Raw genomic sequence first — 26,227 nt, forward strand, 5'->3', positions numbered from 1 at the left:
TAAATTAAACCTGCCAAAAACATCGCACCCTAAAAGTAAACGCATAAACGTAAAAAACAAATAAACAGAGCACTTCATACTTTACAGGAAGCATGATGCGATTCTTAGCGCTTATTCCTCATCGTCACCGATGGACCGACATTAGCATCACCCGTCAGGGTGCGGTTTCTCCTTCTGGCCGATATTATTATTCCACCTATCTTTCTGCCCGCTGCCAACGTTGCGATACGGTTATCCATCGGGTTTATTACCGCGATATCAGTGATGATCAGGCGCGTCGCTGGCTGGGATGATCTGGCTGACCGCGCGCCCTGTTTTGCCAGGTTACGTGGTTGAAGCAATTTGATAGTCTTGCGGTTACTGAGTCACTGGATTGCTTACACTTATGCCATTCCTGCTGGATACACTAGGACACCAGATCTACCTTTCCGCCCCGCTATTTATCCTGATTTTTCTGGGATTCTGCCTTATCCGGTTTGGCAGATGGCCCGTTACCGTCAGCGAAGGCATGAACCGTTTTGTGTTCAATGTCGCCCTGCCCTGCATGCTGTTTCGCATCATGAGTGACTTTTATAACAGTCCACCGGTCGATGTGCGCCTGCTGCTGGCGTTTTTTGGCAGTTGCCTGTTGGTCTTCATTGTGGGACGGATTGTTGCATCGCGCCTGTTTCAGTTGGATGGCGTAGCCGGATCGGTTTTTGCCCTGGGCGGTGTGTTCTCGAACAACGTGATGCTGGGGATTCCAGTTGCTACCGTCCTGCTTGGTCAAGCGGCACTCCCCTCCGTCGCGCTGGTGCTGGTGTTTAACAGCCTGATTCTCTGGACCTTGCTGACAGTATCGGTGGAGTGGTCCAAACAGGGCAGTTTCTCACTGGGGGGCTTTAAACGAACCTTGATCAGCGTGCTGAAAAACCCATTAATCATCGGTATTTTGTCCGGCACGACCTGGAGTCTGCTACAGCGGCCGCTTCCCGTTATTGCCGCTGAACCCTTACGCATGCTGGCCTCGATTGCCGCGCCTCTGTCCCTGATTACCCTTGGCATGAGCCTGGCGCACTACCGGATTCGGGAAGGCTTAAAAGAGAGTTACACCATCTGTGCGTTGAAACTGATTCTGCAACCGCTGTGCGTCTGGGCTATTGCCTGGCTGACCGGGTTACCCGCGCTGGAAAGCAAAGTGGTGGTGCTGCTGGGATCCATGGCGGTGGGCGTGAACGTCTATCTGATGTCGCAGAAATTTAATGTGATAACCGGACCGACGGCCGCGAGCATGCTGTTTTCCACGCTTTTTGCTGCCATTACTACACCGTTATGGATGATGCTGATGACGCTGGCCGGATATTAAAAAGCCCCGCAACACAGGTTACAGGGCTTTCGTCTTACGCGTAAAACTTAGTGCGCAGGCTGGGTGCGAATCAGGTAATCAAACGCGCTCAGTGAGGCTTTTGATCCTTCACCGCTGGCGATGATGATCTGCTTATAAGGAACGGTGGTGCAGTCCCCTGCGGCGAAAACGCCTTTCAGGCTGGTTTCGCATTTCGCATCGATCATGATTTCGCCCATCTTGTTGCGCTCAACCGCGCCTTCCAGCCAGTTGGTGTTAGGCAGCAGACCGATCTGCACGAAAATGCCCGACAGCGCCAGCTCATGAGTAGTCTGGTTAGTGCGATCCAGATATTGCAGGCCCGTCACCTTACTGCCATCGCCTTTCACTTCCGTGGTTTGTGCATTCAGGATCACATCCACGTTTTTCAGGCTGCGCAGTTTGTCCTGCAGCACTTTATCTGCACGCATTTCACTGGCGAACTCCAGCAGCGTCACGTGTTCAACAATGCCCGCCAGATCGATTGCGGCTTCTACGCCGGAGTTACCGCCGCCAATGACCGCCGTGCGTTTGCCTTTAAACAGCGGGCCGTCGCAGTGTGGGCAGTACGTCACGCCTTTGGTGCGGTATTGCTCTTCGCCAGGCACGCCCATGTTGCGCCAGCGCGCACCGGTGGCAAGAATGATGCTGCGCGATTTCAGCACCGCGCCGGAGGCCGTTTCAATAGCGTGCAGGCCGCCTTTCACCGCTGAGGGAATCAGTTTAATCGCGCTCTGGCTGTCAATGATGTCAACGTTGTAATCATCCACGTGAGCGCGCAGGGCACCGGCCAGTTTGGCCCCTTCCGTTTTCTGTACGGAAATGTAGTTTTCAATATCGACCGTATCCAACACCTGTCCACCAAAGCGCTCGCCCAGTAACGCGGTGCGAATCCCTTTACGTGCGGAGTAGATAGCCGCGGCGGCGCCCGCCGGACCGCTGCCCACGATCAGAACCTCGTAAGCCTCACGCTTGTTCAGCTCTTCTGCGGCACGCTTATCTGCATTGGTGTCGACTTTGCTGACGATCTCCGCCAGGCTCATGCGGCCCTGACCGAATTCTTTGCCATTCAGATAGACAGCGGGCACGCCCATCACATTGCGTTCCTGAATTTCATTCTGGAACAGGCCACCGTCAATGGCGGTGTGGCTGATACGTGGGTTTAACACCGCCATCAGGTTTAATGCCTGCACCACATCCGGACAGTTGTGGCACGACAGTGAATAATAGGTTTCGAAATGGAAATCCCCATCCAGCGCCGCAATCTGGTCGAGCAGGCTTTGCGCTTCTTTAGAGGGATGCCCACCGGTCTGTAGCAGTGCCAGTACCAGTGAGGTAAATTCATGACCCAGCGGCGAACCGGCAAAACGCGGCCCCTGATCAGCGCCTGGGTTAGTAATTAAAAACGAGGGCTTACGCACCTGACGATCGTTCTCTTCACGAAAGCTGACCTTGTCAGACAGGCTCGCGATATCGACCAACAAATTGCGAATCTCCGTTGATTTCGCGCCATCATCCAGCGTCGCAATCAACTCCACAGGCTTGGTGAGTTTCTCAAGATAGGCTTTGAGCTGTGTTTTTAAATTGGTATCAAGCATAGTGAGTTCCTGGTCAAAAAATCGGGTGCCGCAGCACCCGATGAGAAAATGATCGACGTATCGATGCGAAATTAGATTTTGCCAACCAGGTCCAGAGACGGTGCCAGAGTTGCATCACCTTCTTTCCATTTCGCCGGGCACACTTCACCTGGGTGAGACGCCACGTACTGTGCCGCTTTCACTTTGCGCAGCAGATCAGACGCGTCACGGCCGATACCTTCAGCAGTGATTTCTACTGCCTGGATCACGCCCTGTGGATCGACGATAAACGTACCACGATCCGCCAGGCCTTCGTCTTCGCGCATGATGTCGAAGTTGCGGGTCAGCGCGCCAGTTGGGTCACCAATCATCGCATATTTGATTTTCGCGATGGTGTCGGAAGAACCGTGCCAGGCTTTGTGGGTAAAGTGGGTATCGGTAGACACGGAATAGATGTCCACGCCCATTTTCTGGAACTCTTCGTAGTGATCCGCTACGTCGCCCAGTTCGGTTGGGCAAACGAAAGTGAAGTCAGCAGGATAGAAGAAGAAAACACTCCATTTACCTTCAACGTCTTTCTCGGTTACATCAATGAATTCGCCGTTTTTGAATGCGCTGTTTTTGAACGGCTTAATTTTGGTATTGATAATGGACATGTGATGGCCTCCTTTAGAATATGTGATGCAGATTACAAATTTTTCGGGCCAACATCTAATAAGCCCTCGTTATCAATAAAATAAACGAAAGCTATCAAACGCCGATCGTCTTGATCTTTCAGGGAAAAAACCGACTTTACGGCGGCAACGCTCGCTGCGAAATCACGTTTTACTTGCTTATGCGTGAAATCCAGCGCCTGAAATTCACCACCCGTTCCTGTCTCCCCAAAAGGCACCGCCCAGCAGTGTACAGTGAAAGAGATGACATTTGTTCTGCTTTTGCTTTTTTGGCAATCCCTGCCATGTTTGTTAAAAAGGATTAATGGAGCGCGATGTGCATATTCGACTCTTTACTGAGGCCGACCGCCCTTTTCTGCGAACCTTGTATCTGGCGGCGCGCCGCCATAACTGGGACTGGATTGAAAACGAGGACTGGCAGCTTGAAGATTTCGATCAGATCATCCCCGGCGAGACGGTTCTGGTTGCAGAACTGGACGGTCATCGGGTGGGGTTTGCCGGGCTGATGGAAAACGATAATTTTCTGCACAGCCTGTATGTCGATCCGGCTTATCAGGGCCGTGGCGTAGGCAGCGCGCTGCTTAATGAGGTTCAGGGGCGCTTCACCTCGACGGGCGCGCTAAAGTGCCTGGAAATGAACAAAGCCGCACAAACATTTTATTTGCAGCGCGGCTGGAAAATCATTTCGCAGGGTGAGAGCGAACAGGGGAATTATGTGTTGATGCACTATCCTCAGCCATCGCTCTACACCAGCGAGGCCAGCGGGCGTTAAAGCGCGCGAAACGCGATATCGCCCGGAATCACCTCGCCCTGCCAGTAGAGCTGAGCCGCCACCCGGCCGGCAAGCTGGCGATAAAGTGCCGCGAACTCGCTGTGTGGACGACGGATCACAGTGGGTTCGCCATCGTCGAGGTCTTCACGCAGGTGAATATGCAACGGTAGCTGCGCCAGCAGCCGGGTACCATAGTCATCCACCAGCCGTTGCGCGCCGCCGGTGCCAAAGATTGGCTCGTGATGGCCGCACTCGCTGCAAATATGAATACTCATATTTTCCACAACGCCCAGTACCGGCACGTTCACCTTCTCAAACATTACCATCCCCTTACGCGCGTCGATAAGCGCAATATCCTGCGGCGTGGTGACCACCAGCGCGCCGGTGACCGGTACGCTTTGCGCCAGCGTAAGCTGAATGTCGCCGGTGCCCGGCGGCATATCCAGCACCAGATAATCCAGCTCTGGCCACTGGGTTTCGGTAAGCAGCTGCATGAGCGCTTTACTGGCCATCGGGCCGCGCCAGACCATCGCATTATCATCTGTTACCAGATAACCGATGGAGTTGGTTGCCAGCCCATGCGACATAACAGGGGCCATATGCTTACCGTCTGGCGACGTTGGCCGCTCTTTTTCACACCCCAGCATGTTGGGCACGGACGGGCCATAAATGTCGGCGTCCAGAATGCCTACGCGTGCCCCTTCTGCGATTAACGCCAGGGCCAGATTAACTGCCGTGCTCGATTTACCCACGCCGCCTTTGCCAGAGCTGACGGCAATAATGTTCTTCACGCCGTTAACGCCGGGATGATTTTTAACCCGCTTCAGTGTGGCGATATCATGACTGAGACGCCAGTCGATAGCCTGCGCGCCACTGAGGCGCAGCAGCTCAGCACTGGTTTCTGCTTTCACCTCTTCAAACGCCCCGTTCCAGGCGAACGGCATCAGCAGTTCAATGTGCAGCGTGCCGTCCAGCAGGGCCACGTGGTGTAACGCCTTGAGAGCAATGAGGTTGCGTTGAAGCGTCGGATGTTCAAAGCTGCTCAGTACGCTGGCCACAACGGCGCGTAAAGCTTCTGGTGTATGCGGTTCCCGGGATTGCGCTGTCATCCCCACTCCTTTTTCTGCTAGGCCTGCGCTGTGTTTCAGCGATGTACTAACAATACTATCAGATGCCGATCGTTTCGCGGGCTGTCGCGCACGGGAAATCCCTTATGTTTACGCGGCTGTGCCCATCGGTTACCATCTAAGCCCGTTTTTTTACTTAACTGAAAGCTACGCAAACTATGACTCAAGTCGCTAAAAAAATTCTGGTAACCTGCGCCCTGCCTTACGCAAACGGCTCAATTCATCTCGGCCACATGCTCGAGCATATCCAGGCGGACATTTGGGTGCGTTATCAGCGAATGCGTGGCAATCAGGTTTATTTCATCTGCGCCGATGACGCTCACGGTACGCCGATCATGCTGAAAGCCCAGCAGCTGGGTATTGCGCCGGAGCAGATGATTGCTGAAATGAAGCAGGAGCATGAAACAGATTTCGCCGGTTTCAACATCAGCTATGACAATTACCATTCCACGCATGGCGATGAGAACCGTGAGCTCGCCGGGCTGATTTACGGCCGCCTGAAAGAGAACGGTTTCATTAAAAACCGGACCATCTCTCAGTTGTACGATCCGGAAAAAGGCATGTTCCTGCCTGACCGTTTTGTTAAGGGAACCTGCCCAAAATGTAAGTCACCTGACCAGTACGGCGATAACTGCGAAGTGTGTAGCGCGACCTACAGCCCGACTGAACTGATCGATCCGAAATCTGTGGTGTCGGGTGCAACACCCGTGCTGCGTGATTCCGAGCATTTCTTCTTCGATCTCCCCTCGTTCAGTGAGATGTTGCGTGCCTGGACCCGTTCAGGCGCCCTGCAGGAGCAGGTCGCGAACAAAATGCAGGAGTGGTTCGAATCCGGTTTGCAACAGTGGGATATCTCGCGCGATGCGCCATATTTTGGCTTCGAAATCCCTGGCGCGCCGGGCAAATATTTCTACGTCTGGCTGGATGCGCCTATCGGCTACATGGGATCCTTTAAGAACCTGTGTGACAAACGTGGCGATATTAACTTTGACGAATTCTGGCAGCAGGATTCCACCACGGAGCTGTATCACTTCATCGGTAAAGACATTGTCTACTTCCACAGCCTGTTCTGGCCGGCCATGCTGGAAGGCAGCGGTTTCCGCAAGCCGACTAACCTGTTCGTGCACGGCTACGTCACCGTCAACGGTGCAAAAATGTCGAAGTCGCGTGGAACCTTTATCAAAGCCAGCACCTGGTTACAGCACCTGGATGCCGACAGCCTGCGCTACTACTATGCGGCCAAGCTCTCTTCACGCATTGATGACATCGACCTGAATCTGGAAGATTTTGTTCAGCGCGTTAACGCCGACATTGTTAACAAAGTCGTCAACCTGGCCTCACGTAATGCCGGTTTTATCACCAAACGCTTTGACGGCAAGCTGTCAGCTGAGCTGGCCGATCCGGCGCTGTATCAAACCTTCCTGGACGCATCTGAGAAGATTGGTGAGGCCTGGGCCAGCCGTGAATTTGGCCGTGCCATTCGTGAAATCATGGCGTTGGCCGATCTGGCTAACCGCTATGTGGATGAGCAGGCGCCGTGGGTGGTGGCGAAGCAGGAAGGCCGCGATGCAGACCTGCAGGCCATTTGCTCGATGGGCATTAACCTGTTCCGGGTGCTGATGACCTGGCTGAAACCGGTCATGCCTTCGCTGAGCGCGCGCGCCGAAGCGTTCCTGAACACTGAGCTGCACTGGGATGCCATTCAGCAACCGCTGCTGAACCATCAGGTTGCGCCGTTCAAGGCCCTGTATGGCCGAATCGAAATGGCGAAGGTCGACGGCCTGATTGAGGCGTCAAAAGCGGATGCGGCAGACGCCAATAAACCCGCGGCGACCGGCCCGCTGGCCGATGCGCCGATTGGCGATACCATTACCATTGATGATTTTGCCAAAGTCGATATGCGCGTGGCGCTGATTGAGAAAGCGGAATTCGTCGAAGGCTCGGACAAGCTGCTGCGTCTTGAACTGGATCTGGGCGGCGAGAAGCGCCAGATTTTCTCCGGTATTCGTGCGGCCTATCCCGATCCGGCGGTACTGGTTGGCAAAATGACCATTATCGTGGCCAACCTTGCGCCGCGTAAAATGCGGTTTGGCGTGTCAGAAGGCATGGTGCTGTCTGCCGGTCCCGGCGGCAAAGATCTGTTTGTCCTGTCCGTAGACAGCGGCGCGGTGCCCGGCATGCCGGTGAAATAGTCCGTTGGCCATCCTCTGCAGTTTACCGCCGGGGATGGCGGCTTCAGCCACACCGCTGATTGCTGGCGGGCCTGACCGTTAGTGCGTATGATAAACCCCGTTAAAAACAGGAGCCTGTCATGCACACCGTGCTAACGATGAGTTGGCGTTATCTGCGCGCTTTTATCATTATCTATCTTTGCTTATATGCCGGAAACGGCGTGGCCCTGCTGCTGCCCATCACCCTGCCCGGCAGCATTATTGGCATGCTGATTCTGTTTGCGCTGCTTGCATCGCAAATCCTACCCGTGCGTTGGGTCAAACCGGGTTGCCATCTGATTATTCGCTATATGGCGCTGCTGTTCGTGCCCATCAGCGTTGGCGTCATGAATTACACCGATATTCTTACCGCGCAGTTCGGTCCTGTTGTGGTCTCCTGTCTTGTCAGTACCTTCGCTGTCCTGGCCATTGTAGGGTTAAGCGCGCATAAGCTACATTCGCGCCCCGTGATCAAAGGGGGCAACGATGAGTGATATCTGGTGGTCATTGCCCCTCACTGTCGGGGCTTTTTTGCTGGCGCGCAAGCTGGCGGCAACGCTGAAAATTCCCTTGCTTAACCCGCTTCTGGTCTCCATGGCGGTGATTATTCCCCTTCTGCTGTTACTGCACATGCCTTATGCCCGCTACTTCGCAGGCAGCGAGATACTGAATCAACTGTTGCAGCCCGCCGTCGTGGCCCTGGCACTGCCGCTGTATGAGCAGATGCATCAAATTCGCGCCCGCTGGAAATCCATTATTGGCGTCTGCGTGATCGGCAGCCTGACGGCGATGATTTCAGGCACCGCCATCGCGCTGTGGATGGGCGCCACACCAGAAATCGCCGCCACGATTTTGCCGAAATCGGTTACCACGCCGATCGCCATGGCGGTTTCAGCCTCACTGCACGGCATTCCCGCCATCAGCGCAATTTGTGTCCTGATTGCGGGCGTGCTGGGCGCCGTGTTTGGTCATATGTTGCTTAATCTGCTGGGAGTGAAAAGCAAAGCCGCACGCGGGCTGGCGATTGGCAATGCCTCACATGCGTTGGGAACGGCCAGGGCAGCCGAGCTTGATTTTCAGGAAGGTGCCTTCAGCTCGCTGGCGCTGGTGATCTGCGGCATCATCACCTCGTTGCTCGCCCCCTTTATTTTCCCGCTGCTGCTGCACTGGTTTGGCTAAAACTTTGGGAGAGATCTCGCAAAGTTGAAAACTGTAAGACATGTTGCATTGTCAGAGAGACAGAGATCACATATAAACCGATGTCTGGCACATTGCCCTGATGATTGAATGAGGCTTCCATGCATCCACGTTTCCACTCTGCCTTTGAAGTACTTCCAGCCACTCTGCAAACCGCGCTGCGTCCGGTGCTGAGCGAGCCGGGATTTGACGCGATGCTGCAGGCCGATCAGGTCACCTTGTTGCAAGAGCAAACTCAACTGGATGCCGATGCGCTGGCGCTGGCGCTGCTGCCGGTTGCCGCTGCCTGCGCGGTTGCCACGCTTTCACATTTTAACGTCGGCGCGATTGCGCGCGGCGTCAGCGGCAACTGGTATTTCGGCGCCAATATGGAATTTGCCGGCGCGACCATGCAGCAAACCGTTCATGCTGAACAGAGCGCCGTCACCCATGCCTGGCTGCGCGGTGAATCCCGTCTGGAGACCATTACTGTCAATTACACCCCCTGCGGTCACTGTCGCCAGTTTATGAATGAACTTAACAGCGGCACAGATATTCGCATTAGCCTGCCGCAGCGCGCGGTGCATACGTTGGCGCACTATCTGCCTGACGCATTCGGCCCAGGCGATCTGAATATCACCGAACGCCTGATGGATGATGTGGACCAGGGTTATGTTGCAACGGGCGATGCGCTGTCTCAGGCCGCCGTTAAGGCGGCTAATCGCAGCCATGCGCCTTACAGTCGGGCGTTCAGCGGAGTGGCGTTACAGACCGCCTCCGGCCGGATTTTCAGCGGACGCTATGCAGAAAACGCCGCCTTCAATCCCAGCCTGCCCCCTTTGCAGGCCGCGCTGATTCTACTGAATATGGCGGGGGAATCTTGCCACGATATTCAGGCCGCCGCATTAGCCCAGACGCCGCAGCCAGCCCTGGATCAGTTCTCTGCAACTCAGGCCACCCTGCACGCCCTGGGTTGCGATAACCTGACGCACCTTACGCTGGCAAAAGCGTAAGGTGCGGCACGGTTTTAAACAGTTTCTAAATCTTTTATTTACAAAAGCTGTACATCGGCCAGAAATTTCATAGGATCTGGCGCCAGGTCTTCGTCATCACAATAAAACTGGCGTCACCCTACTCTTTGATTATTGCGCCAGGAAAACTTGCAACCGGAGCATGACTGCATGGAACTCGAATACGAAAGTAAACGCCCGCTATATATTCCTTATGCTGGCCCTATATTGCTGGAATTTCCGCTGCTGAATAAAGGCAGTGCCTTCAGCATCGAAGAGCGCAATGAATTTAACCTCAATGGCTTACTGCCAGAAGCGGTAGAATCCATCGAAGAGCAGGCAAAACGCGCATGGCGTCAGTTTCAGGACTTCAAAAACAACAACGATAAACATGTCTACCTGCGCAACATTCAGGATACCAACGAAACGCTGTTTTATCGTTTGCTGGACAACCATCTCGAAGAGATGATGCCGATTATCTACACGCCAACCGTCGGTGCCGCCTGCGAACACTTCTCAGAAATTTATCGCCGCGCGCGTGGCGTGTTCATCTCCTATCCCAACCGTGCGCACATCGAAGACATGCTGCAAAACGCCACCAAACAAAATGTGAAAGTGATTGTGGTCACTGACGGTGAGCGCATCCTTGGCCTGGGCGATCAGGGCATCGGTGGCATGGGCATTCCAATCGGTAAGCTGTCCCTGTACACCGCCTGTGGCGGCATCAGCCCGGCTTATACCCTGCCGGTGGTGCTGGATGTGGGCACCAATAACCAGCAGCTGCTTAACGATCCGCTGTACATGGGCTGGCGCCATCCCCGTATCACGGGCGAAGAATATGACGAGTTTGTAAACGAGTTTATTCAGGCCGTAAAACGCCGCTGGCCAAAAGTGCTGTTGCAGTTCGAAGATTTTGCACAGAAAAACGCCATGCCGCTGCTGGAGCGCTATCGTGACGAAGTGTGCTGCTTCAATGATGACATTCAGGGTACTGCTGCGGTCACCGTTGGCACCCTGATTGCCGCGAGCCGTGCAGCAGGCAGCCGCCTGTGCGAGCAGAAGGTTGTCTTCCTGGGCGCGGGTTCAGCCGGTTGTGGTATTGCCGAACAGATCATCGCACAGATGAAATCGGAGGGTCTGAGCGACGACGAAGCCCGTCGTCGCGTCATGATGGTGGATCGCTTTGGTTTGCTGACCGACAAACTGCCTAACCTGCTCGATTTCCAGAGCAAGCTGGTGCAGAAAAGCGACAACCTGAAAGACTGGGATACCTCAAATGATGCGATCTCACTGCTGGACGTGGTGCGTAACGCACAGCCAGACATCTTAATCGGTGTGTCAGGTCAGCCTGGGCTGTTCACAGAAGAGATCATCCGTGAGATGCACAAGCACTGCAAACGTCCAATCGTGATGCCGCTTTCTAACCCAACGTCTCGCGTTGAGGCCACGCCGGCAGACATTATTGCCTGGACCGATGGTGCCGCCCTGGTCGCTACCGGTAGTCCGTTCTCACCGGTTTCGTGGAACGGTAAGACCTACCCGATCGCGCAGTGTAATAACTCCTACATCTTCCCTGGCATTGGCCTGGGCGTGATTGCGTCTGGCGCATCGCGTGTCACCGATACCATGCTGATGACGGCCAGCCGTGCTCTTGCGGATTGTTCACCGCTGGTGAACGATGGTGAAGGCCCGGTTCTGCCTGAAATTAAAGATATTCAGGGCGTGTCGAAGATTATCGCGATGGAAGTGGGCAAAGCTGCCCAGCTCGCGGGCGTCGCGGTGGTGACTTCAGAAGACGTGCTCTCACAGTCTATCGCCAATAATTTCTGGCTGCCTCAATACCGCCACTACCGCCGTACCTCTATCTAAAAACACGGCGCTGGACCCCTGCGGATCCAGCGCTGCTTAAATTTACACCAGCCAGACGGGGTAAACTTGCTTAGCGGGTGACGCTCAAGTAGCCTTGTCCCACCCAAACTTCGGATCTCGAGTGCTCAGGCGCATGTTGAAACGCGTTTTCATTGCTCTGCTTTTCATCATCTTAACGATGGTGGCGACGGCGCTCGGCCTGGACCGCTGGATCAGCTGGAAAACGGCACCCTATATCTATGACAACCTTGCATCCCTTCCCCACCGTCAGGTCGGGGTGGTACTGGGCACGGCCAAATATTATCGCACCGGCGTGATTAACCAGTATTACCTGTACCGCATGCAGGGCGCGCTTAACGCCTATAACAGTGGAAAGGTGAACTACCTGCTGCTGAGCGGGGACAATGCGCAGCAAAGCTACAACGAACCCATGACTATGCGGCGCGATCTCATCAAAGGTGGCGTCGATCCTGCTGATATTGTGCTGGACTATGCGGGCTTCCGTACGCTGGATTCTATCGTCCGTACGCGTAAGGTATTCGACACCAACGACTTTATTATCATTACCCAACGTTTTCACTGCGAACGGGCGCTGTTTATTGCCCTGCACCTGGGGATTCAGGCGCAGTGCTATGCGGTTCCGTCTCCTAAAAATATGCTCAGCGTACGAATGCGTGAAGTCGGTGCGCGGCTGGGTGCGCTGGCCGATCTGTTTTTACTGAAGCGCGAACCGCGTTTCCTTGGCCCGCTGGTGCCGATCCCGGCTGTACATGAAGTTCCTGAAGATGCACAGAGCTATCCTGCAGTGACGCCGGAACAGCTACTGGAACTGGAACAGAAACGCCGTCAGTAATTCACCCCGTTTACCCGCGTTTCAGTAACAGATGAGCCCGGAATGGCTTATGGCTCCCCCACCTTACCTGCCTGATGCGGCTGTCAGAAATGAAACGGGAAGGCTGCGGCGACGTCCGCCAGCCAATTCAGGGTTGCGCACCGTGACGTTGAGCCGGTGCCATGAAAGAAACAGCGCCCCGACGATGAGCAAACCCCACAACACCACGTAAAAGGGCGCAAAAAAAGCGGCCCTGAGGCCGCTTGCATCATTGCCACTGCTGTTATTTTTTACGCGAGTACTTCAACGAGTCGAGCGCCACAGCGAAGATAATGATGCCGCCCTTGATGATGTACTGCCAGTAAGGGTTGATACCGATATAGGTCAAACCGTAGTTGATGACCGTGAAGATCAGCACCCCGGTCACCACACCGGCCACCGTACCGACACCACCGGCAAAGGACACGCCACCGACTACGCAGGCTGCGATAGCATCCAGTTCATACATGAAACCGAGGTTATTCGTGGCTGAGCCGATACGACCCGCTTCCAGCATACCGCCGAAGGCATAAAACACGCCTGACAAGGCATAAATCAGGATCAGGTTCAGGTTAACGTTCACACCTGACACTTTTGCCGCTTCCGGGTTACCCCCGATAGCAAAAATGTTTTTACCAAAGCGCGTTTTATTCCACAGAATCCAGACAAACACGACAGCAATCGCTGCATAGAAGGTGATGTAAGACAGTTTGAAATCACCGAAACGAAGGAAGCCTTGTGTGAAAGTTGAGAAGCCATCATAGAAGCCCGCAATCGGTGAGGCCCCAACGAAGTCGTAATACAGTGAGTTAATGCCATAAACGATGATCATGGTACCCAACGTAGTGATAAAAGGCGTCACTTTCAGATAGGCAATAATGACACCATTCACCAGACCAATAACGGCACCAATCACACAAACAATCAGGATAACGACCGGAATCGGCACGGTTTCCAGATGCGGAAACACTTTGTTGACGTTATCCATGGATTGCAGCAATGAGGCGGCCACAATGGCGGCCAGCCCCACCTGACGCCCGGCAGAAAGGTCAGTACCCTGGGTCACAATCAGCCCCGCCACGCCCAGCGCGATAATAATACGCACCGAAGACTGGGTCAGAATGTTACTCAGGTTCATTAAACTTAAAAATGTCGGATCCTGGAAAATAATAACAGCCAGTAGTACCAGCAGTACGACATAAATGCCGCCCTCTTTCAGCCAGGTTAGCGCATTCTTTTTTGTAGTCGCTTTCATGTTAACAGCCCTTACTTCATTAAAGGTGTAATGACGCTAAACGCAATATTTCGTTCTGCGTGGTCGTTTTCGTATCAACAATGCCGGCGACCAGACCGTTACTCATTACCAGAATACGATCGGTGATGCCCAGCAACTCTGGCATTTCGGAAGAGATAATAATGATGCCCTTTTCCTTCTTCGCCAGCTCAGCCATCAGCTGATAAATTTCGAATTTGGCCCCCACATCAATACCGCGCGTGGGTTCATCAAGCATTAAGATTTCAGGCTGAGTCAGCAACCAGCGACCAATAATGACCTTCTGTTGGTTACCACCAGAAAGTGAACCAATTTGCGTATGATGCCCTGGCGTTTTTACCCGCATAGCGTCGATAACCCATTGGGTATCGCTTTTCATGCGTTTATTATCCAGCAGACCAATACTGTTCTTATATTTTTTGATATTGGATATCAGGGAATTAAATCCAATATCCAGAAAAGCGTAAATACCGGTAGAACGACGCTCTTCAGTTACCAGCGCAAAACCATGGTTAATGGCTTCATTGGCGGTATGATTGTTAATCGTTTTACCATGCAGTTTAATTGTGCCGCCCGATTTTTCGCGAATGCCAAACAGCGTTTCAACGATATCGGTACGTTTTGCACCCACTAACCCGGCAATGCCGAGTATCTCCCCTTTACGTAAATCAAAAGAAATATCGCGAATTGAGGGCTGACGCAGCGAGGTCAGATTGCGCACCTCCAGAATGGTTTCACCCGGAACATTGGTGCGATCCGGGAAGCGCTGACTGAGAGAACGCCCAACCATCATGGAGATGATCTTATCCATATCCAGCCCTTCAAGCGGCTGAGTCACAATCCACTGGCCATCACGCAGGATGGTAATTTCATCGCACAGCTGGAAAATTTCTTCCATTTTATGCGAGATGTAAACAATTCCGCAGCCGCGATCTTTGAGCTTACGAATAATCGTGAACAGATGATTAACTTCTTTTTCGGTTAACGAAGAAGTCGGTTCATCCATGATCACGATTTTGGCGTCATAGGAAAATGCTTTGGCAATCTCAATCATCTGCATTTGCGAGACGGAGAGATGGGCGACTTTATCACGCGGATCGATATTAATATCCAGCTCGTCGAAAATCGCTTTGGTATCACGGTACATTTTGTCCTGATCGACAAAAAGGCCTTTGCGTGGATAACGCCCAAGCCACATGTTGTCCATCACGGTACGCTGTAATACCAGGTTTAATTCCTGGTGCACCATCGACACGCCGTTTTCCAGCGCTTCTTTGGAGCTTTTGTAATCTATTTCCTGCCCTTGAAAAAGAATGCTGCCTGTATCTTTTTTATAGATACCAAATAAACACTTTAACAATGTCGATTTACCAGCGCCGTTTTCACCCATCAGTGCATGAACGGAGTGAGGCCGCACTTTTAAATTAACGTTGTCGAGAGCTTTCACGCCGGGAAATGATTTACTGACGTTGGTCATTTCCAGCAGATATTCGCGCTGCGCGGTCGTATTATCACTGGCCATAATTTACCTGGCTACAAAACGGTGATGACATAAAAAAGGCGCAGCAGCTGCCGCGCCCGTCTGCAAAGAGTTATTTCTGGAACTGAGACAGGTTTTCCTGATCAACCGGTACATAAGGTACGCGTACGATCTTATCAACCATCTTGAAGTTGGTGCCTGCCGTCGCCGGTTTGCCATCTGCAAGGTTCTTGGCCATGTCGATGGTGGCTTTCGCCTGGTTTTCCGCGTCATTCAGCACGGTACCGGCCATTGCGCCTGACTTAACCAGCGCCAGTGCTTCAGGTAACGCATCCACACCGAAGACAGGGATGGAAGACATGTTGTGTGCTTTCAGCGCTTCTACGGCACCCATTGCCATGGCATCGTTGTTGGCGATAACCACTTCGATTTTCTTGGCGTTAGGGCCTGACAGCCAGGCGTCCATCTTATCTTTCGCCTGAGCGGTATCCCACATTGCCGTATCCATCGCTAACTGCTGGGTTTTAACACCGTCTTTGTTCAGCGTATCGATAACGTATTTGGTACGCGCTTCCGCATCCGGATGACCCGGCTCGCCTTTCAGCAGAACGAACTGAATCACACCGTCTTTATTCAGGTCCCAGGCCGGGGTTGCTTTCCAGTGCTTCTCAATCAGTTTGCCCTGAATCACACCAGACTCTTTTGAGTCTGTCCCCACGTAGTAAGCTTTGTCATAGCTGGCCAGCACTTTCGCGTTTGGCTCTTTGTTAAAGAACACCACGGGAATGTCGTTAGCACGGGCTTTCTGGACAACCACCGCGGCAGCCGCCGGATCGACCAGGTTAATTGCCAGCGCTTTCACGCCTTTTGCCATCAGCACGTCAATTTGATCGTTCTGTTTAGACTGGTCGTTCTGCGAGTCATTCATCAGCAGCTGAATACCGCCCAGCGTCTTGGCTTCTTTCTCGATATCTTTACGTACCATCGACATGAAGTTGTCGTCGTATTTGTAAATGGTTACGCCGATACGCGTGTCAGCGGCATGCGCCGTTGCACCAAACATCATGCTGGCAACCAGTGCTGTGAGCGTGAAAACCTTCTTATTCATGGTATCTCCGGTTTTTTTGCAGGGTCTTTTTTTTGTTCTGCCGCGCAGATGGCGTTAGAACATCAGGTAGAATTATTCGGCGAGGCAGGATGCGCTCTCTATCAGGCTGAGCCACTGCTGTGCCATGCAAAACTCAACTTCCGTGACTTCCGTGTAGGCTACTGCATCCATAGTGCGTGTCATGAACCATGTAAACCGGCGACCAGGCCGGTGCCCTCAACAGGAGAGTGGCGTTACATAATGTTTCAGTACTGTAAGACGCTGCCATCATAGTGATAGCAATGTTAATTAACTGTGAATACAATCACAGATTGAAAACGGTTACATCGTGGAATCGCCTGAATTAGTGACGGACTCCACAATTTGCTTTTGCGCTACGGAATGGCGGCGTACCAGCGTCGGCATAAAGATGTGTTTTGCACTGCTGTCGATACAGCCCGCGGCCCCCTGAAGCGCCAGCTCCGTGGCAAGTTTTGCCATTGAAACAATGGGATAGCGAACGGTGGTCAGCTGCGGATCGGTGTATCGTGAAATCGGAATATCGTCGAAGCCCACTACGGAAAAATGCTGAGGGACCTGAATTCCGTTGTCTTTAAGGGCCGTAAGCGCGCCTGCCGCCATGCTGTCGTTATAGGCGAATATGGCGCTCAGATTGAGATTACGCCCCAGCAGTTCAACCATTGCGGCTTCGCCGCCCTGCATGTCGGGTTCGGCGCTGGCTATCCAGCTTTCCTGCGGACGAATCCCCTGCTCTGCCAGGGCCTGCAGCCAGCCTTCACGCCGCTGTGTAACGTCTTCAATGGGATGACTGGAACACAAATAGCCAATGCGGCAATGCCCCTGTTGCAGCAGCATTCTTGAGGCCATCAATGCGCCCGTTACATTATCAAGGCTGACACAGCGATGCTCGAAACCCGGCACGCTACGGTTAATCACCACCATACCGGGCACCTGGCTCATAAAATCGGCCAGTTCGGCGTCTGAAAGCGTTTTCGCGTGCACCACCAGCGCATTGCAGCGTTGGCGTATCAACACTTCAATGGCGTGGCGTTCTTTTTCTTCATGGTGCCAGGAGTTACTGATCAGAACATGCTTGTGCACGCGCTGTGCCACGGTATCTACCGCCTTCACCAGCGCGCCGAAAAAGGGGTCGGAAACATCCATAACCACCACCCCGATGGTATCACTCACCTGGGTAGCCAGCGCCTGAGCGTTGGCGTTTGGGCGATAGCCCAGAGCGTCAACCGCCTGTAACACGACGTCACGTGTTTCAGCGGTGACCGCGCTGCTGTTATTTAGTACGCGCGAAACGGTGGCCACTGACACACCGGCCTGACGCGCAACATCACGAATCGTTATCATGCAGCACTTCCAGAGAGATAAGGCATTACGCCAGTTACAACACCGGCGCTATTTTGTCAGGGAAGATCGCCACACAGCGTGAATTACGTCACATCAATGAAAACGGTTACATACAATTCTGTAACCTTTGTGATGGCGGTCATTATCTTTCAGAGGGGGAAGTGGACGGTGCGCCTGCGGCAATCAGCGTCAGACGACGCCAGATCCATTCGAGGGGGCCCTGCGGGAAGTAACGCAGCCACAGCACGGAAAACAGCAGGTTAACGCACCAGATGACTGGCACCAGCATCACCAGCTGCAGGCGTGAGAAATGCATAAACTCGCCGAAGCGATAAAAGAGCGTGGTACAGATCAGGGATTGCAACAGGTAGTTGCTGAGCGCCATTCGACCTACGCAACGAATGGCATAGCTCAGCCGCCAGCGCTGGACAGAAGACCAAAAGCCGAAACACAATGCCGTATAGCCGAGGCTGATGAGCGGACTGGCCAGATCGCGCGGCAGTTGCAGATAAAACGCGCTCCAGCGGTAGTCCCAGTGAACCCACCACTGTGCGGCAACGCCCGCCGCCGCCATCAGCAAACCCAGCGGCAGCAACAGCGCAGCAACGCGTCGGTAGTGCTGTAGCGGAAAGGTTCCTTTCAGCCATCCGCTGCGCACCAGCGCCGCCCCCAGCATCATCAGTCCCGCCAGTTGCCAGCCGTACTGGGCCACCAGCGCCATCAATCCCGAAGAAAGGTGATCTAAACGAATCTGCACGGCGGCCAGACCGCCCGTGAGCTTCCAGAACTGCTCGTACTGGATCTCTGCAGCGCCCGGGAGCCATGAGGGCGACGGTTCAGGGCTGGAGATCAAGCCAAATACCAGCAACACGGCGCATCCCATCAGATAGAGCAGAATTCCGGTGTTAATTAACCCCCGGGTAGAGGGAACATCGCGCAGCATACGCCAGATAACCAGCCCGATAATGCCGTAATCCAGCAAGATATCGCCTTCCCAGATAAATACGCTGTGAATCAATCCCAGCATCACTAACAGGGATAAACGGGCAGTCAGCCAGCGGCTACCGCGTGACAGCTGCATCTGCAGGCCTGCTCCAAACAGCAGGGCGAACAGCGTCAGGAATTTAAGCTGGGCAAAGACATCGGAAATAGCCCACGTCCAGGCATCAGAAAGGGTGATGCTGCCCTGCCAGGCAGGATTAAGGTAGGCAGCAGAAGGTAAACCAAAGCCAATAATATTTAACAACAGAATGCCGAGAATGGCACAGCCCCGAATAAAATCCAGCACGAGGTAGCGTTGCATGTGGGATCCTGATGTCTCAGGCGGGCGACCGTCGCGCCCGCCCGTCAGCTTTAGTTATGACGCACCGCGCGCAGGAATTCCTGACGGGTATTTTGACTGGATTTAAACAGCCCACCCAGCGAGGTCGTGGTCGTGGCGCTGGTGGCATCCTTCACGCCGCGCGCTTTCACACAGTAGTGAACGGCATCGATCGAAACGGCAACGTTATTCGTTCCCAACAGCGTTTGCAGCGCCAGCAGGACCTGCTGTGTTAAACGCTCCTGCACCTGAGGCCGCTGCGCGAAGAACTGCACGATGCGGTTGATCTTGGATAAGCCGATCACCTTATCTTTAGGGATATACGCGACGGTGGCTTTCCCGTCGATAATCACAAAATGATGTTCGCAGGTGCTGGTCAGCGTAATGTCGCGAACCGTCACCATCTCATCCACTTTCATCTTGTTTTCGATGAGCGTGATTTTGGGGAAGTTGGCATAATCGAGACCGGAAAAGACCTCATCGACATACATTTTGGCGATGCGATGCGGGGTTTCCATCAGGCTGTCATCTTCAAGATCCAGATTCAGCAGCTGCATGATTTCCGTCATATGGCCTGCAATCAGGCTCTTACGCGTTTCATCGTCTATTTCACGCGTGGGTGCGCGCAGCGGCGTTTCCAGCCCACGCGCCAGCAGCGCTTCGTGGACCAGTGCAGCTTCCTGACTCAAGGTGCTCATCTTACTCTTCTCCGGCAGGTGTTGCGCCCGCCGTCTGTTGCCAGCGGGTCATATTTCTGAGTGCGTATTGTGAAACTTTCTGTGCAGGGAATCCAGCAATCAATCCGATTGGAGATGAAAGCTTTTCACGCGTCCCGCCGCCAGACCAGAAGCCCTGCGACGATCAGACTGGCCCCCGCCACCCACAGTGCGGGTTCGAGACGATGAAGAAACAGCGTTGACAGCGAGGAGAGCATAGGCCCTGCCAGTTGCCCAACCGCATAGCCGGTTGTCAGCAGGCCGGCCATATAACGCATATGCTGTGGTGCCAGTTCACGGGCACAGAGCAAAGACAGCTGTACCACACACAGAAAGCCGCCCCCTACCAGTAGCGCGCCGATAAGCAGCCCGCTGAATCCCGGCAGCAATGCGGCCGCCAGCACTCCCAGCGCCTGTGCCCACAGGGCCACCGCCAGGCGGGCATGACTGCTCCCCGTCTTGCGCGTGACAATGCCCAGAACAATACCGATGACCGCCGCACCGCCGAATATCGGCCAGACAAACTGTGCCATGGCACTGCCTGGAAAACGCACTGCAGCCATTTGTGAAAGAAATGTCGCGGGGAGAATATAGCCAAATCCCGCCAGGCTGTAACTCAGGACCAGCCGCCGGAGGTTACGGGTCAGCACCAGCGATGGCGGTGCCTGCTCCGGACGATGTAGCTCAGCCTTGCGCGGCAGATTTCGGCTAATGAGCGCCACCAATACCGCCGCCAGCGCGGCATAAACCCACCAGGCCAGCGCCGCTGAGACCTGATATCTGTGCAAGCTCACCGCGAGCAGACCGCTGATAAAAATGCCTGCACCCGGTCCGGCAAAGACGGCTGCCGACAGCCCCGGACGACCATACTGATGCAACTGCTCGTTGCTCCACGCCGCCGCCAGCACCAGGGCGCATCCACTGGCCCAGCCGATGGCAAAGCGAATAACGCCATGCCACCACGGCCCGTCGGCAAAGGCCGACAGTGCCGTCAGCACCACGGCGCCCCACGTTCCGAGCTGCAGACGCAACGCGACCTTATGGCGTGCGCGCATGGCATCGAAAGACCCGCACAGGTAGCCCAGATAGTTTAACGCCGCCACAAGGCTGGCGCTGGTCAGCGTTAACTGGTGCGCCTGAATCATCAGGGGAACCTGCGGGGTGAAGGCAAAGCGCCCGATTCCCATTACAACAAACAACGTCAAAAATGCACTTATTGCCACGCGAAACGCCATCTGCCACCTCAGTTTTTTACACAGAAACTTGCTTATAGCATGAACGATGCTTACACTCACAAAAAGTGAATAATCTTAAGCAACTTGTTTACAGGAAGAGAACACTATGGATTTAGTTCAGTTACGTATGTTCTGTTCCGTGGCAGAAAGCGGTTCCCTGGCCCGTGCTGCGGAACAGCTGCATCGGGTTCCCTCCAACCTCACGACGCGTCTGCGTCAGCTGGAAGAGGAACTGGGTGTCGATCTGTTTATTCGCGAAAAACAGCGCATTCGCCTGTCGCCCATGGGCCATAATTTCCTTAACTACGCCCAGCGTATTCTGGCCCTGAGTGATGAAGCATTAAATATGACCCGAGCGGGTAAACCCGGCGGGAATTTTGCACTTGGCTCGATGGAGAGTACCGCCGCGACGCGCCTGCCTGGCCTTCTGGCTGCCTTCCATCAGCGTTTTCCTGCTGTCGCCTTATCGCTGATTACAGGCACCTCAGGGGAAATTATTGATCGAGTACGTGAAGGTACGCTGGCCGCGGCCCTGGTCGATGGCCCGGTTCAGCACGACGATCTGAATGGCTGTATTGCCTTTCGCGAGGAGATGGTCTTGATCACCGATCTTGATCATATCCCGGTAACCTGCGCGCGCGACACGCAAGATGATACCCTGTTTGCCTTTCGCAACAGCTGTTCTTACCGGGTTAAACTTGAAGCCTGGTACCGCGACAGCCAGGCCGCGCCTCACAGCGTGATGGAAATTCAGTCTTACCATGCCATGCTGGCCTGTGTCGCAGGCGGCGCGGGCGTGGCTATGATTCCCGCGTCGGTGCTGAAACAGATGCCAGACCGCGCCCGTGTTCAGGTACACAGCCTGCCGGCGGAATATCGCAACACCGCCACCTGGCTGATGTGGCGACGCGATGCCTTCACGCCCAACGTTGAGGCGCTGAAGTATCTTATTATTGAACAATTTCACGATCGTCCGCTCAATGACGAGCTGATGCATCCATTGCAGGCGGCGGAATAGAGTTTTCGCGCTATTTTTAACTTATCACGACCATCCAGACGCCACATCGCGTCACAATCTGACTGGAAGAGGGATTGCATGAACATGATCAAAACCCGTGCCGCCGTAGCCTGGGCCGCAGGTGAACCGCTAAAAATCGAAGAAGTGGATCTTATGCCGCCGCAGAAAGGGGAAGTGCTGGTACGTATCGTCGCCACCGGCGTCTGCCATACGGATGCGTATACGCTGTCCGGCAGCGATCCTGAAGGCGTGTTCCCGGCGATTCTGGGCCACGAAGGCGGTGGCGTTGTTGAAGCGGTCGGCGAAGGCGTGACCAGCGTTGAAGTGGGCGATCACGTGATCCCGCTTTACACGCCAGAATGTGGTCAATGTAAGTTCTGCCTGTCCGGTAAAACGAATCTGTGTCAGGCCATCCGCACCACGCAGGGCAAAGGTCTGATGCCTGACGGAACCACGCGTTTCTTTAAAGACGGCAAGCCGATTTTCCACTACATGGGCACTTCAACCTTCTCTGAATATACCGTCGTGCCTGAAATCTCCCTGGCGAAAATCAGTAAAGAAGCGCCACTGGAAGAAGTGTGCCTGCTGGGTTGTGGCGTAACCACCGGTATGGGCGCAGTGATGAACACCGCCAAGGTTAAAGAAGGCGATACCGTTGCCATCTTTGGGTTGGGCGGCATTGGTCTGTCGGCGATTATCGGCGCGAAAATGGCCAAAGCGGGCCGCATTATTGGTATTGATATCAACACCAGTAAGTTTGATCTGGCGCGTAAGCTGGGTGCCACCGATCTGATTAACCCGAAAGACTATGACAAGCCTATTCAGGACGTGATTGTTGAACTCACCGACGGCGGCGTGGATTATTCCTTTGAATGTATCGGTAACGTCAATGTGATGCGCTCTGCTCTGGAGTGCTGTCACAAGGGCTGGGGCGAGTCGGTGATCATCGGCGTCGCAGGCGCAGGTCAGGAGATTTCAACGCGTCCATTCCAGCTGGTAACCGGCCGCGTCTGGCGTGGCTCTGCTTTCGGTGGCGTGAAAGGCCGTTCACAACTTCCCGGTATCGTGCAGGATTATCTTAATGGGAAATTCGCGCTGAACGATTTCATTACCCATACCATGCCGCTTGAAGAGATTAATGACGCCTTTGATTTAATGCATGAAGGGAAATCGATCCGCTCCGTCGTGCATTTTAACAAGTAACCGGGGGCGCTATCTATGACATCTACTCTGGAGCTGCTGGAAGAGCATCGTATTTTTGGCGGCTGGCAGCAGCGCTGGCGTCATCAGTCTCAGGTGCTTCATTGCCCGATGACGTTCAGTATCTATTTGCCGAGTCCGCGCGGTGATTCCCCGCCGCCGGTGGTGTGGTTTTTGGCGGGCCTGACCTGCAACGACGAGAACTTCACCACCAAGGCTGGCGCACAGCGTGTCGCTGCCGAGCTGGGCCTGGTGTTAATCATGCCGGACACCAGCCCACGCGGTGAGCAGGTTGCGAATGACGAAGGCTATGACCTGGGCCAGGGCGCAGGTTTTTACCTCAACGCCACGCAACAGCCCTGGGCGGATCACTACCGTATGTTCGACTACCTGAGTGACGAGCTGCCTGAGCTGGTTGCCGATAACTTTAAGGTCAGTGAACGTCAGTCGATAATGGGCCACTCCATGGGCGGACACGGTGCGCTGATGCTGGCATTACGTCTGGGAAACCGCTTTGCGTCGGCTTCCGCCTTTGCGCCAATCGTTAACCCTTGTGAGGTTCCCTGGGGCCAGAAAGCATTCACGGCCTATCTGGGGGACGATCGCCAGGCCTGGCTCGCCTACGACAGCTGCCAGCTGATGCGGGAGGTTCAGCATCGTCTGCCGTTGTTGATCGATCAGGGCGACAGCGATCAGTTCCTGGCGGATCAACTGCAGCCGGAGCGCTTAGAAGCGATCGCGCAGGAAATGGGCTTCCCGTTGACCCTGCGCATCCAGCCTGGCTACGATCACAGCTACTTCTTCATTGCCAGCTTTGTCGAAGATCACCTGCGCTTCCATGCGCAACACCTGCTGGTAGGGTGATCTCACACAGGGGATTGCCAGTGCAATCCCCTGATTTCAAGACAGTCCTTCCTGTACCAGCCCGTCAATCATGACCTGCGGTGTACCGCGTGAACAGTGCTCAATGCGGCCCTGTACGCCGTAAACCTGCGCCAGGGTTGCTGGGGTGATAACGCTATCCGGCGTGCCTTCGGCAATTAACCTGCCCGCTTTAAGCATCACCGCATGCTGAGCGTGGCGTAAGGCAATATTGATATCGTGCACCACCACCACCGTGACCATATTGCGCAGCGCGGTTTCACGCCGTACCAAATCCATCACGTGGAACTGGTAGTTTAAATCCAGCGCGCTGAGCGGTTCGTCCAGCAGCAGCAGCGCAGGCCGACGAATCAGCGACTGCGCCAGGCCCACTAACTGTTTCTGTCCACCGGAGAGCTGGTCAAGGTAACGCATGGCCAGATGCGCAATGCCCAGTTGCTCCAGCAGCGCCATCACGTCCGCCTCGCTGGCGGCGCTATGTAAACCACTGGAGGCGCGCTGTGCCACGATAATGGACTCCAGCACGTGCAGATGAACGCCAGCCGGCAGCGACTGGGGCAGATACACGACCTGTCTGGCACGCTGGGCGAAAGGCTGGGTCATCAGGTCTTTCCCGTTGAGCCACAGCTCGCCCTGCCCTTTATTCAGTCCGGCCAGCGCACGCAGCAGCGTAGATTTGCCACAGCCGTTCGGTCCTAGCAGAACCGTAATTTCCCCACGCGGCAGGCGCGCCACATTCAGGTTTTCAATGACCTGGCGTTTGGGATAGCCGGTCGTGAAGCCGCGCAGGCTTAATCCTTGCTCCCTCATACTGTCCCCCGGTGACGCAGAATAATACTCAGGAAGAACGGTACGCCAATCAGCGAAGTCACAATGCCTACCGGCACGATGGCGCCAGGAATAAGGTTTTTCGACGCCACAGAAGCCAGCGACAACACCAGGGCACCGGTCAGCGCGCTGGCCGGCAAATAGAAGCGATGATCTTCACCAAACATCATGCGGGAAATATGCGGCGCCACCAGCCCAATAAAGCCAATCGGCCCGACGAAGGCCACGGCCAGCGCGGACAGTACGCTGATACGGAGCAGCGTGGCCAGGCGTAAACGACGAACATCAATACCAAAACTGATCGCCCTGTCTTCACCCAGGCGCAACGCGGTAAGTTTCCAACTGCTGAGCATAGAGAAGGGAACCAGCAGCGCAAAGGCCGCACTCAGTACGCCCAGCTTTTCCCAGGAGGCGCGCGCCAGGCTGCCCATGGTCCAGAACACCAGCCCCTGTAACGTATCTTCGCTGGCAATAAACTGCATCATTGAAACCAGGGCGTTAAAAGTAAACACCAGGGCGATACCAAACAGCACCACACCGGACGATGACACCTGGGTCCATCGCGTAATGCCATCCAGCATCAACGCGGCAAACAGGGCAAACAGAAAGGCGTTGGCCGAGATAAACCACTGCCCGGAGATGCCCGGAATCCCTACGCCCAGAATAATCGCCAGTGCTGCACCAAACGCCGCCGCAGAAGACACGCCCAGCGTGAACGGACTGGCGAGCGGATTATTCAGGATCGTTTGCATTTCGGCGCCGGCGAGGCCCAGCGCCAGGCCAACAACAATCGCCATCAAGGCATAAGGCAAGCGAATATCCCAGACGATTACGCGGGTACCTGCATCGACGCTCTCAGGAGAGAGCAGCGTGTGCCACAACACGGACAAAGAGAGCCCTGCCGGACCGAGCGTAAAATCAAGAACGAGTGAGGCGAGTATCGCTATCAGCAGCGCACCCAGCCAGAAGATTCGGCGGCGCACAACCTGATGATAGTTTTTTAATGTGTGCTGATGGTCCGCTTCAGCACCGATCAACGAGGATTCCGTTGTCATGATTCAACCCAGTAATGGCTCCAGAATTAAAAACGCAGCCACAATAGTGCAGGTGATAATAATTATCAATTCATGGAATGTTAACAGTGATGACGTAAGC

The 26,227-nt window shown here is 54.4% G+C and carries 24 protein-coding genes; 12 read left to right on the forward strand and 12 right to left on the reverse strand.

Annotated elements, in window-relative coordinates; all coding sequences use genetic code 11:
* The first annotated feature begins 95 nt into the window (after window positions 1-95).
* Both DFO57_RS13610 and DFO57_RS13615 read left to right on the forward strand, forming a co-directional pair.
* On the forward strand, window positions 96-293 hold the full coding sequence (locus tag DFO57_RS13610; protein WP_014605434.1) for a hypothetical protein: 198 nt from the start codon (window positions 96-98) through the stop codon (window positions 291-293).
* A gap of 92 nt (window positions 294-385) precedes the next feature.
* Complete coding sequence (locus DFO57_RS13615) at window positions 386-1,345, forward strand: AEC family transporter (protein WP_014605433.1); 960 nt, start codon at window positions 386-388, stop codon at window positions 1,343-1,345.
* A gap of 47 nt (window positions 1,346-1,392) precedes the next feature.
* On the opposite strand, the gene ahpF is transcribed toward DFO57_RS13615, so the two are convergent.
* Both ahpF and ahpC read right to left on the reverse strand, forming a co-directional pair.
* Window positions 1,393-2,961, reverse strand: a complete 1,569-nt coding sequence (gene ahpF, locus DFO57_RS13620; RefSeq protein WP_013026407.1) for an alkyl hydroperoxide reductase subunit F — start codon at window positions 2,959-2,961, stop codon at window positions 1,393-1,395.
* A gap of 71 nt (window positions 2,962-3,032) precedes the next feature.
* On the reverse strand, window positions 3,033-3,596 hold the full coding sequence (gene ahpC / locus DFO57_RS13625) for an alkyl hydroperoxide reductase subunit C (RefSeq protein WP_013026408.1): 564 nt from the start codon (window positions 3,594-3,596) through the stop codon (window positions 3,033-3,035).
* Between the two features lie 322 nt (window positions 3,597-3,918).
* Between ahpC and DFO57_RS13635 the strand changes: the two genes are divergently transcribed.
* Window positions 3,919-4,386: a GNAT family N-acetyltransferase gene (locus DFO57_RS13635; RefSeq protein ID WP_014594101.1), complete on the forward strand. Its 468-nt coding sequence runs from the start codon at window positions 3,919-3,921 to the stop codon at window positions 4,384-4,386.
* Here DFO57_RS13635 and apbC read toward each other — a convergent pair.
* Window positions 4,383-5,495, reverse strand: coding sequence for an iron-sulfur cluster carrier protein ApbC (gene apbC, locus DFO57_RS13640; protein WP_110015427.1), 1,113 nt, complete (start codon window positions 5,493-5,495; stop codon window positions 4,383-4,385). The two genes, DFO57_RS13635 and apbC, sit on opposite strands and share 4 nt — an antisense overlap.
* A gap of 176 nt (window positions 5,496-5,671) precedes the next feature.
* Here apbC and metG point away from each other — a divergent pair, with 176 nt between their 5' ends.
* The 6 genes from metG (at window position 5,672) to sanA (ending at window position 12,631) form a co-directional block, all read left to right on the forward strand.
* Window positions 5,672-7,705, forward strand: coding sequence for a methionine--tRNA ligase (gene metG, locus DFO57_RS13645; protein ID WP_013026412.1), 2,034 nt, complete (start codon window positions 5,672-5,674; stop codon window positions 7,703-7,705).
* Between the two features lie 119 nt (window positions 7,706-7,824).
* A complete protein-coding gene (locus tag DFO57_RS13650) occupies window positions 7,825-8,217 on the forward strand; it encodes a CidA/LrgA family protein (protein ID WP_014605429.1) in 393 nt (130 codons plus the stop codon).
* Window positions 8,210-8,902, forward strand: coding sequence for a CidB/LrgB family autolysis modulator (locus DFO57_RS13655; RefSeq protein WP_014594105.1), 693 nt, complete (start codon window positions 8,210-8,212; stop codon window positions 8,900-8,902). Before DFO57_RS13650 ends, DFO57_RS13655 begins: the two co-directional genes overlap by 8 nt.
* A 119-nt stretch (window positions 8,903-9,021) precedes the next feature.
* A complete protein-coding gene (gene cdd, locus DFO57_RS13660) occupies window positions 9,022-9,912 on the forward strand; it encodes a cytidine deaminase (RefSeq protein ID WP_014594106.1) in 891 nt (296 codons plus the stop codon).
* A 168-nt stretch (window positions 9,913-10,080) separates the two neighbouring features.
* The gene (locus DFO57_RS13665) at window positions 10,081-11,778 is read left to right on the forward strand and encodes an NAD-dependent malic enzyme (protein WP_014594107.1); all 1,698 of its coding nucleotides are present in this window, start codon (window positions 10,081-10,083) and stop codon (window positions 11,776-11,778) included.
* Between the two features lie 133 nt (window positions 11,779-11,911).
* A complete protein-coding gene (gene sanA / locus DFO57_RS13670) occupies window positions 11,912-12,631 on the forward strand; it encodes an outer membrane permeability protein SanA (RefSeq protein ID WP_014594108.1) in 720 nt (239 codons plus the stop codon).
* A 262-nt stretch (window positions 12,632-12,893) separates the two neighbouring features.
* On the opposite strand, the gene mglC is transcribed toward sanA, so the two are convergent.
* From mglC to DFO57_RS13705, 7 genes are all read right to left on the reverse strand, one after another.
* Window positions 12,894-13,904, reverse strand: a complete 1,011-nt coding sequence (mglC, locus tag DFO57_RS13675) for a galactose/methyl galactoside ABC transporter permease MglC (protein ID WP_013026418.1) — start codon at window positions 13,902-13,904, stop codon at window positions 12,894-12,896.
* Between the two features lie 19 nt (window positions 13,905-13,923).
* Entirely contained in the window at window positions 13,924-15,444 is a 1,521-nt protein-coding gene (gene mglA, locus DFO57_RS13680) for a galactose/methyl galactoside ABC transporter ATP-binding protein MglA (protein ID WP_013026419.1), read from the reverse strand.
* 70 nt (window positions 15,445-15,514) lie between these two features.
* A complete protein-coding gene (mglB, locus tag DFO57_RS13685; protein ID WP_013026420.1) occupies window positions 15,515-16,510 on the reverse strand; it encodes a galactose/glucose ABC transporter substrate-binding protein MglB in 996 nt (331 codons plus the stop codon).
* A 321-nt stretch (window positions 16,511-16,831) separates the two neighbouring features.
* The gene (gene galS, locus DFO57_RS13690; RefSeq protein WP_013026421.1) at window positions 16,832-17,872 is read right to left on the reverse strand and encodes an HTH-type transcriptional regulator GalS; all 1,041 of its coding nucleotides are present in this window, start codon (window positions 17,870-17,872) and stop codon (window positions 16,832-16,834) included.
* A gap of 142 nt (window positions 17,873-18,014) precedes the next feature.
* The gene (gene yeiB / locus DFO57_RS13695) at window positions 18,015-19,175 is read right to left on the reverse strand and encodes a DUF418 domain-containing protein YeiB (protein ID WP_014605427.1); all 1,161 of its coding nucleotides are present in this window, start codon (window positions 19,173-19,175) and stop codon (window positions 18,015-18,017) included.
* Window positions 19,176-19,225: 50 nt separating this feature from the next.
* Window positions 19,226-19,891 carry a GTP cyclohydrolase I FolE gene (gene folE, locus DFO57_RS13700; protein WP_014594111.1) on the reverse strand — a complete coding sequence of 222 codons (666 nt, stop codon included), beginning with the start codon at window positions 19,889-19,891 and terminating at the stop codon, window positions 19,226-19,228.
* Between the two features lie 125 nt (window positions 19,892-20,016).
* A complete protein-coding gene (locus DFO57_RS13705; RefSeq protein WP_019106545.1) occupies window positions 20,017-21,144 on the reverse strand; it encodes a YbfB/YjiJ family MFS transporter in 1,128 nt (375 codons plus the stop codon).
* A 106-nt stretch (window positions 21,145-21,250) separates the two neighbouring features.
* Here DFO57_RS13705 and DFO57_RS13710 point away from each other — a divergent pair, with 106 nt between their 5' ends.
* The 3 genes from DFO57_RS13710 (at window position 21,251) to fghA (ending at window position 24,226) form a co-directional block, all read left to right on the forward strand.
* Window positions 21,251-22,162, forward strand: coding sequence for a LysR family transcriptional regulator (locus DFO57_RS13710; protein WP_013026425.1), 912 nt, complete (start codon window positions 21,251-21,253; stop codon window positions 22,160-22,162).
* Between the two features lie 78 nt (window positions 22,163-22,240).
* Window positions 22,241-23,365, forward strand: a complete 1,125-nt coding sequence (locus DFO57_RS13715) for an S-(hydroxymethyl)glutathione dehydrogenase/class III alcohol dehydrogenase (protein ID WP_028715350.1) — start codon at window positions 22,241-22,243, stop codon at window positions 23,363-23,365.
* 15 nt (window positions 23,366-23,380) lie between these two features.
* Complete coding sequence (gene fghA, locus DFO57_RS13720; RefSeq protein ID WP_013026427.1) at window positions 23,381-24,226, forward strand: S-formylglutathione hydrolase; 846 nt, start codon at window positions 23,381-23,383, stop codon at window positions 24,224-24,226.
* A 36-nt stretch (window positions 24,227-24,262) separates the two neighbouring features.
* Here the strand turns inward: fghA and DFO57_RS13725 are convergent, their stop codons facing one another.
* Window positions 24,263-25,054: an ABC transporter ATP-binding protein gene (locus DFO57_RS13725; protein ID WP_028715352.1), complete on the reverse strand. Its 792-nt coding sequence runs from the start codon at window positions 25,052-25,054 to the stop codon at window positions 24,263-24,265.
* Entirely contained in the window at window positions 25,051-26,127 is a 1,077-nt protein-coding gene (locus DFO57_RS13730; protein WP_013026429.1) for an iron ABC transporter permease, read from the reverse strand. The genes DFO57_RS13725 and DFO57_RS13730 overlap by 4 nt, the downstream gene beginning before the upstream one ends.
* Window positions 26,128-26,227: the final 100 nt, after the last annotated feature.

The sequence above is a fragment of the Pantoea sp. AG702 genome (assembly GCF_003182295.1).
GTDB classification, from domain to species: domain Bacteria; phylum Pseudomonadota; class Gammaproteobacteria; order Enterobacterales; family Enterobacteriaceae; genus Pantoea; species Pantoea ananatis.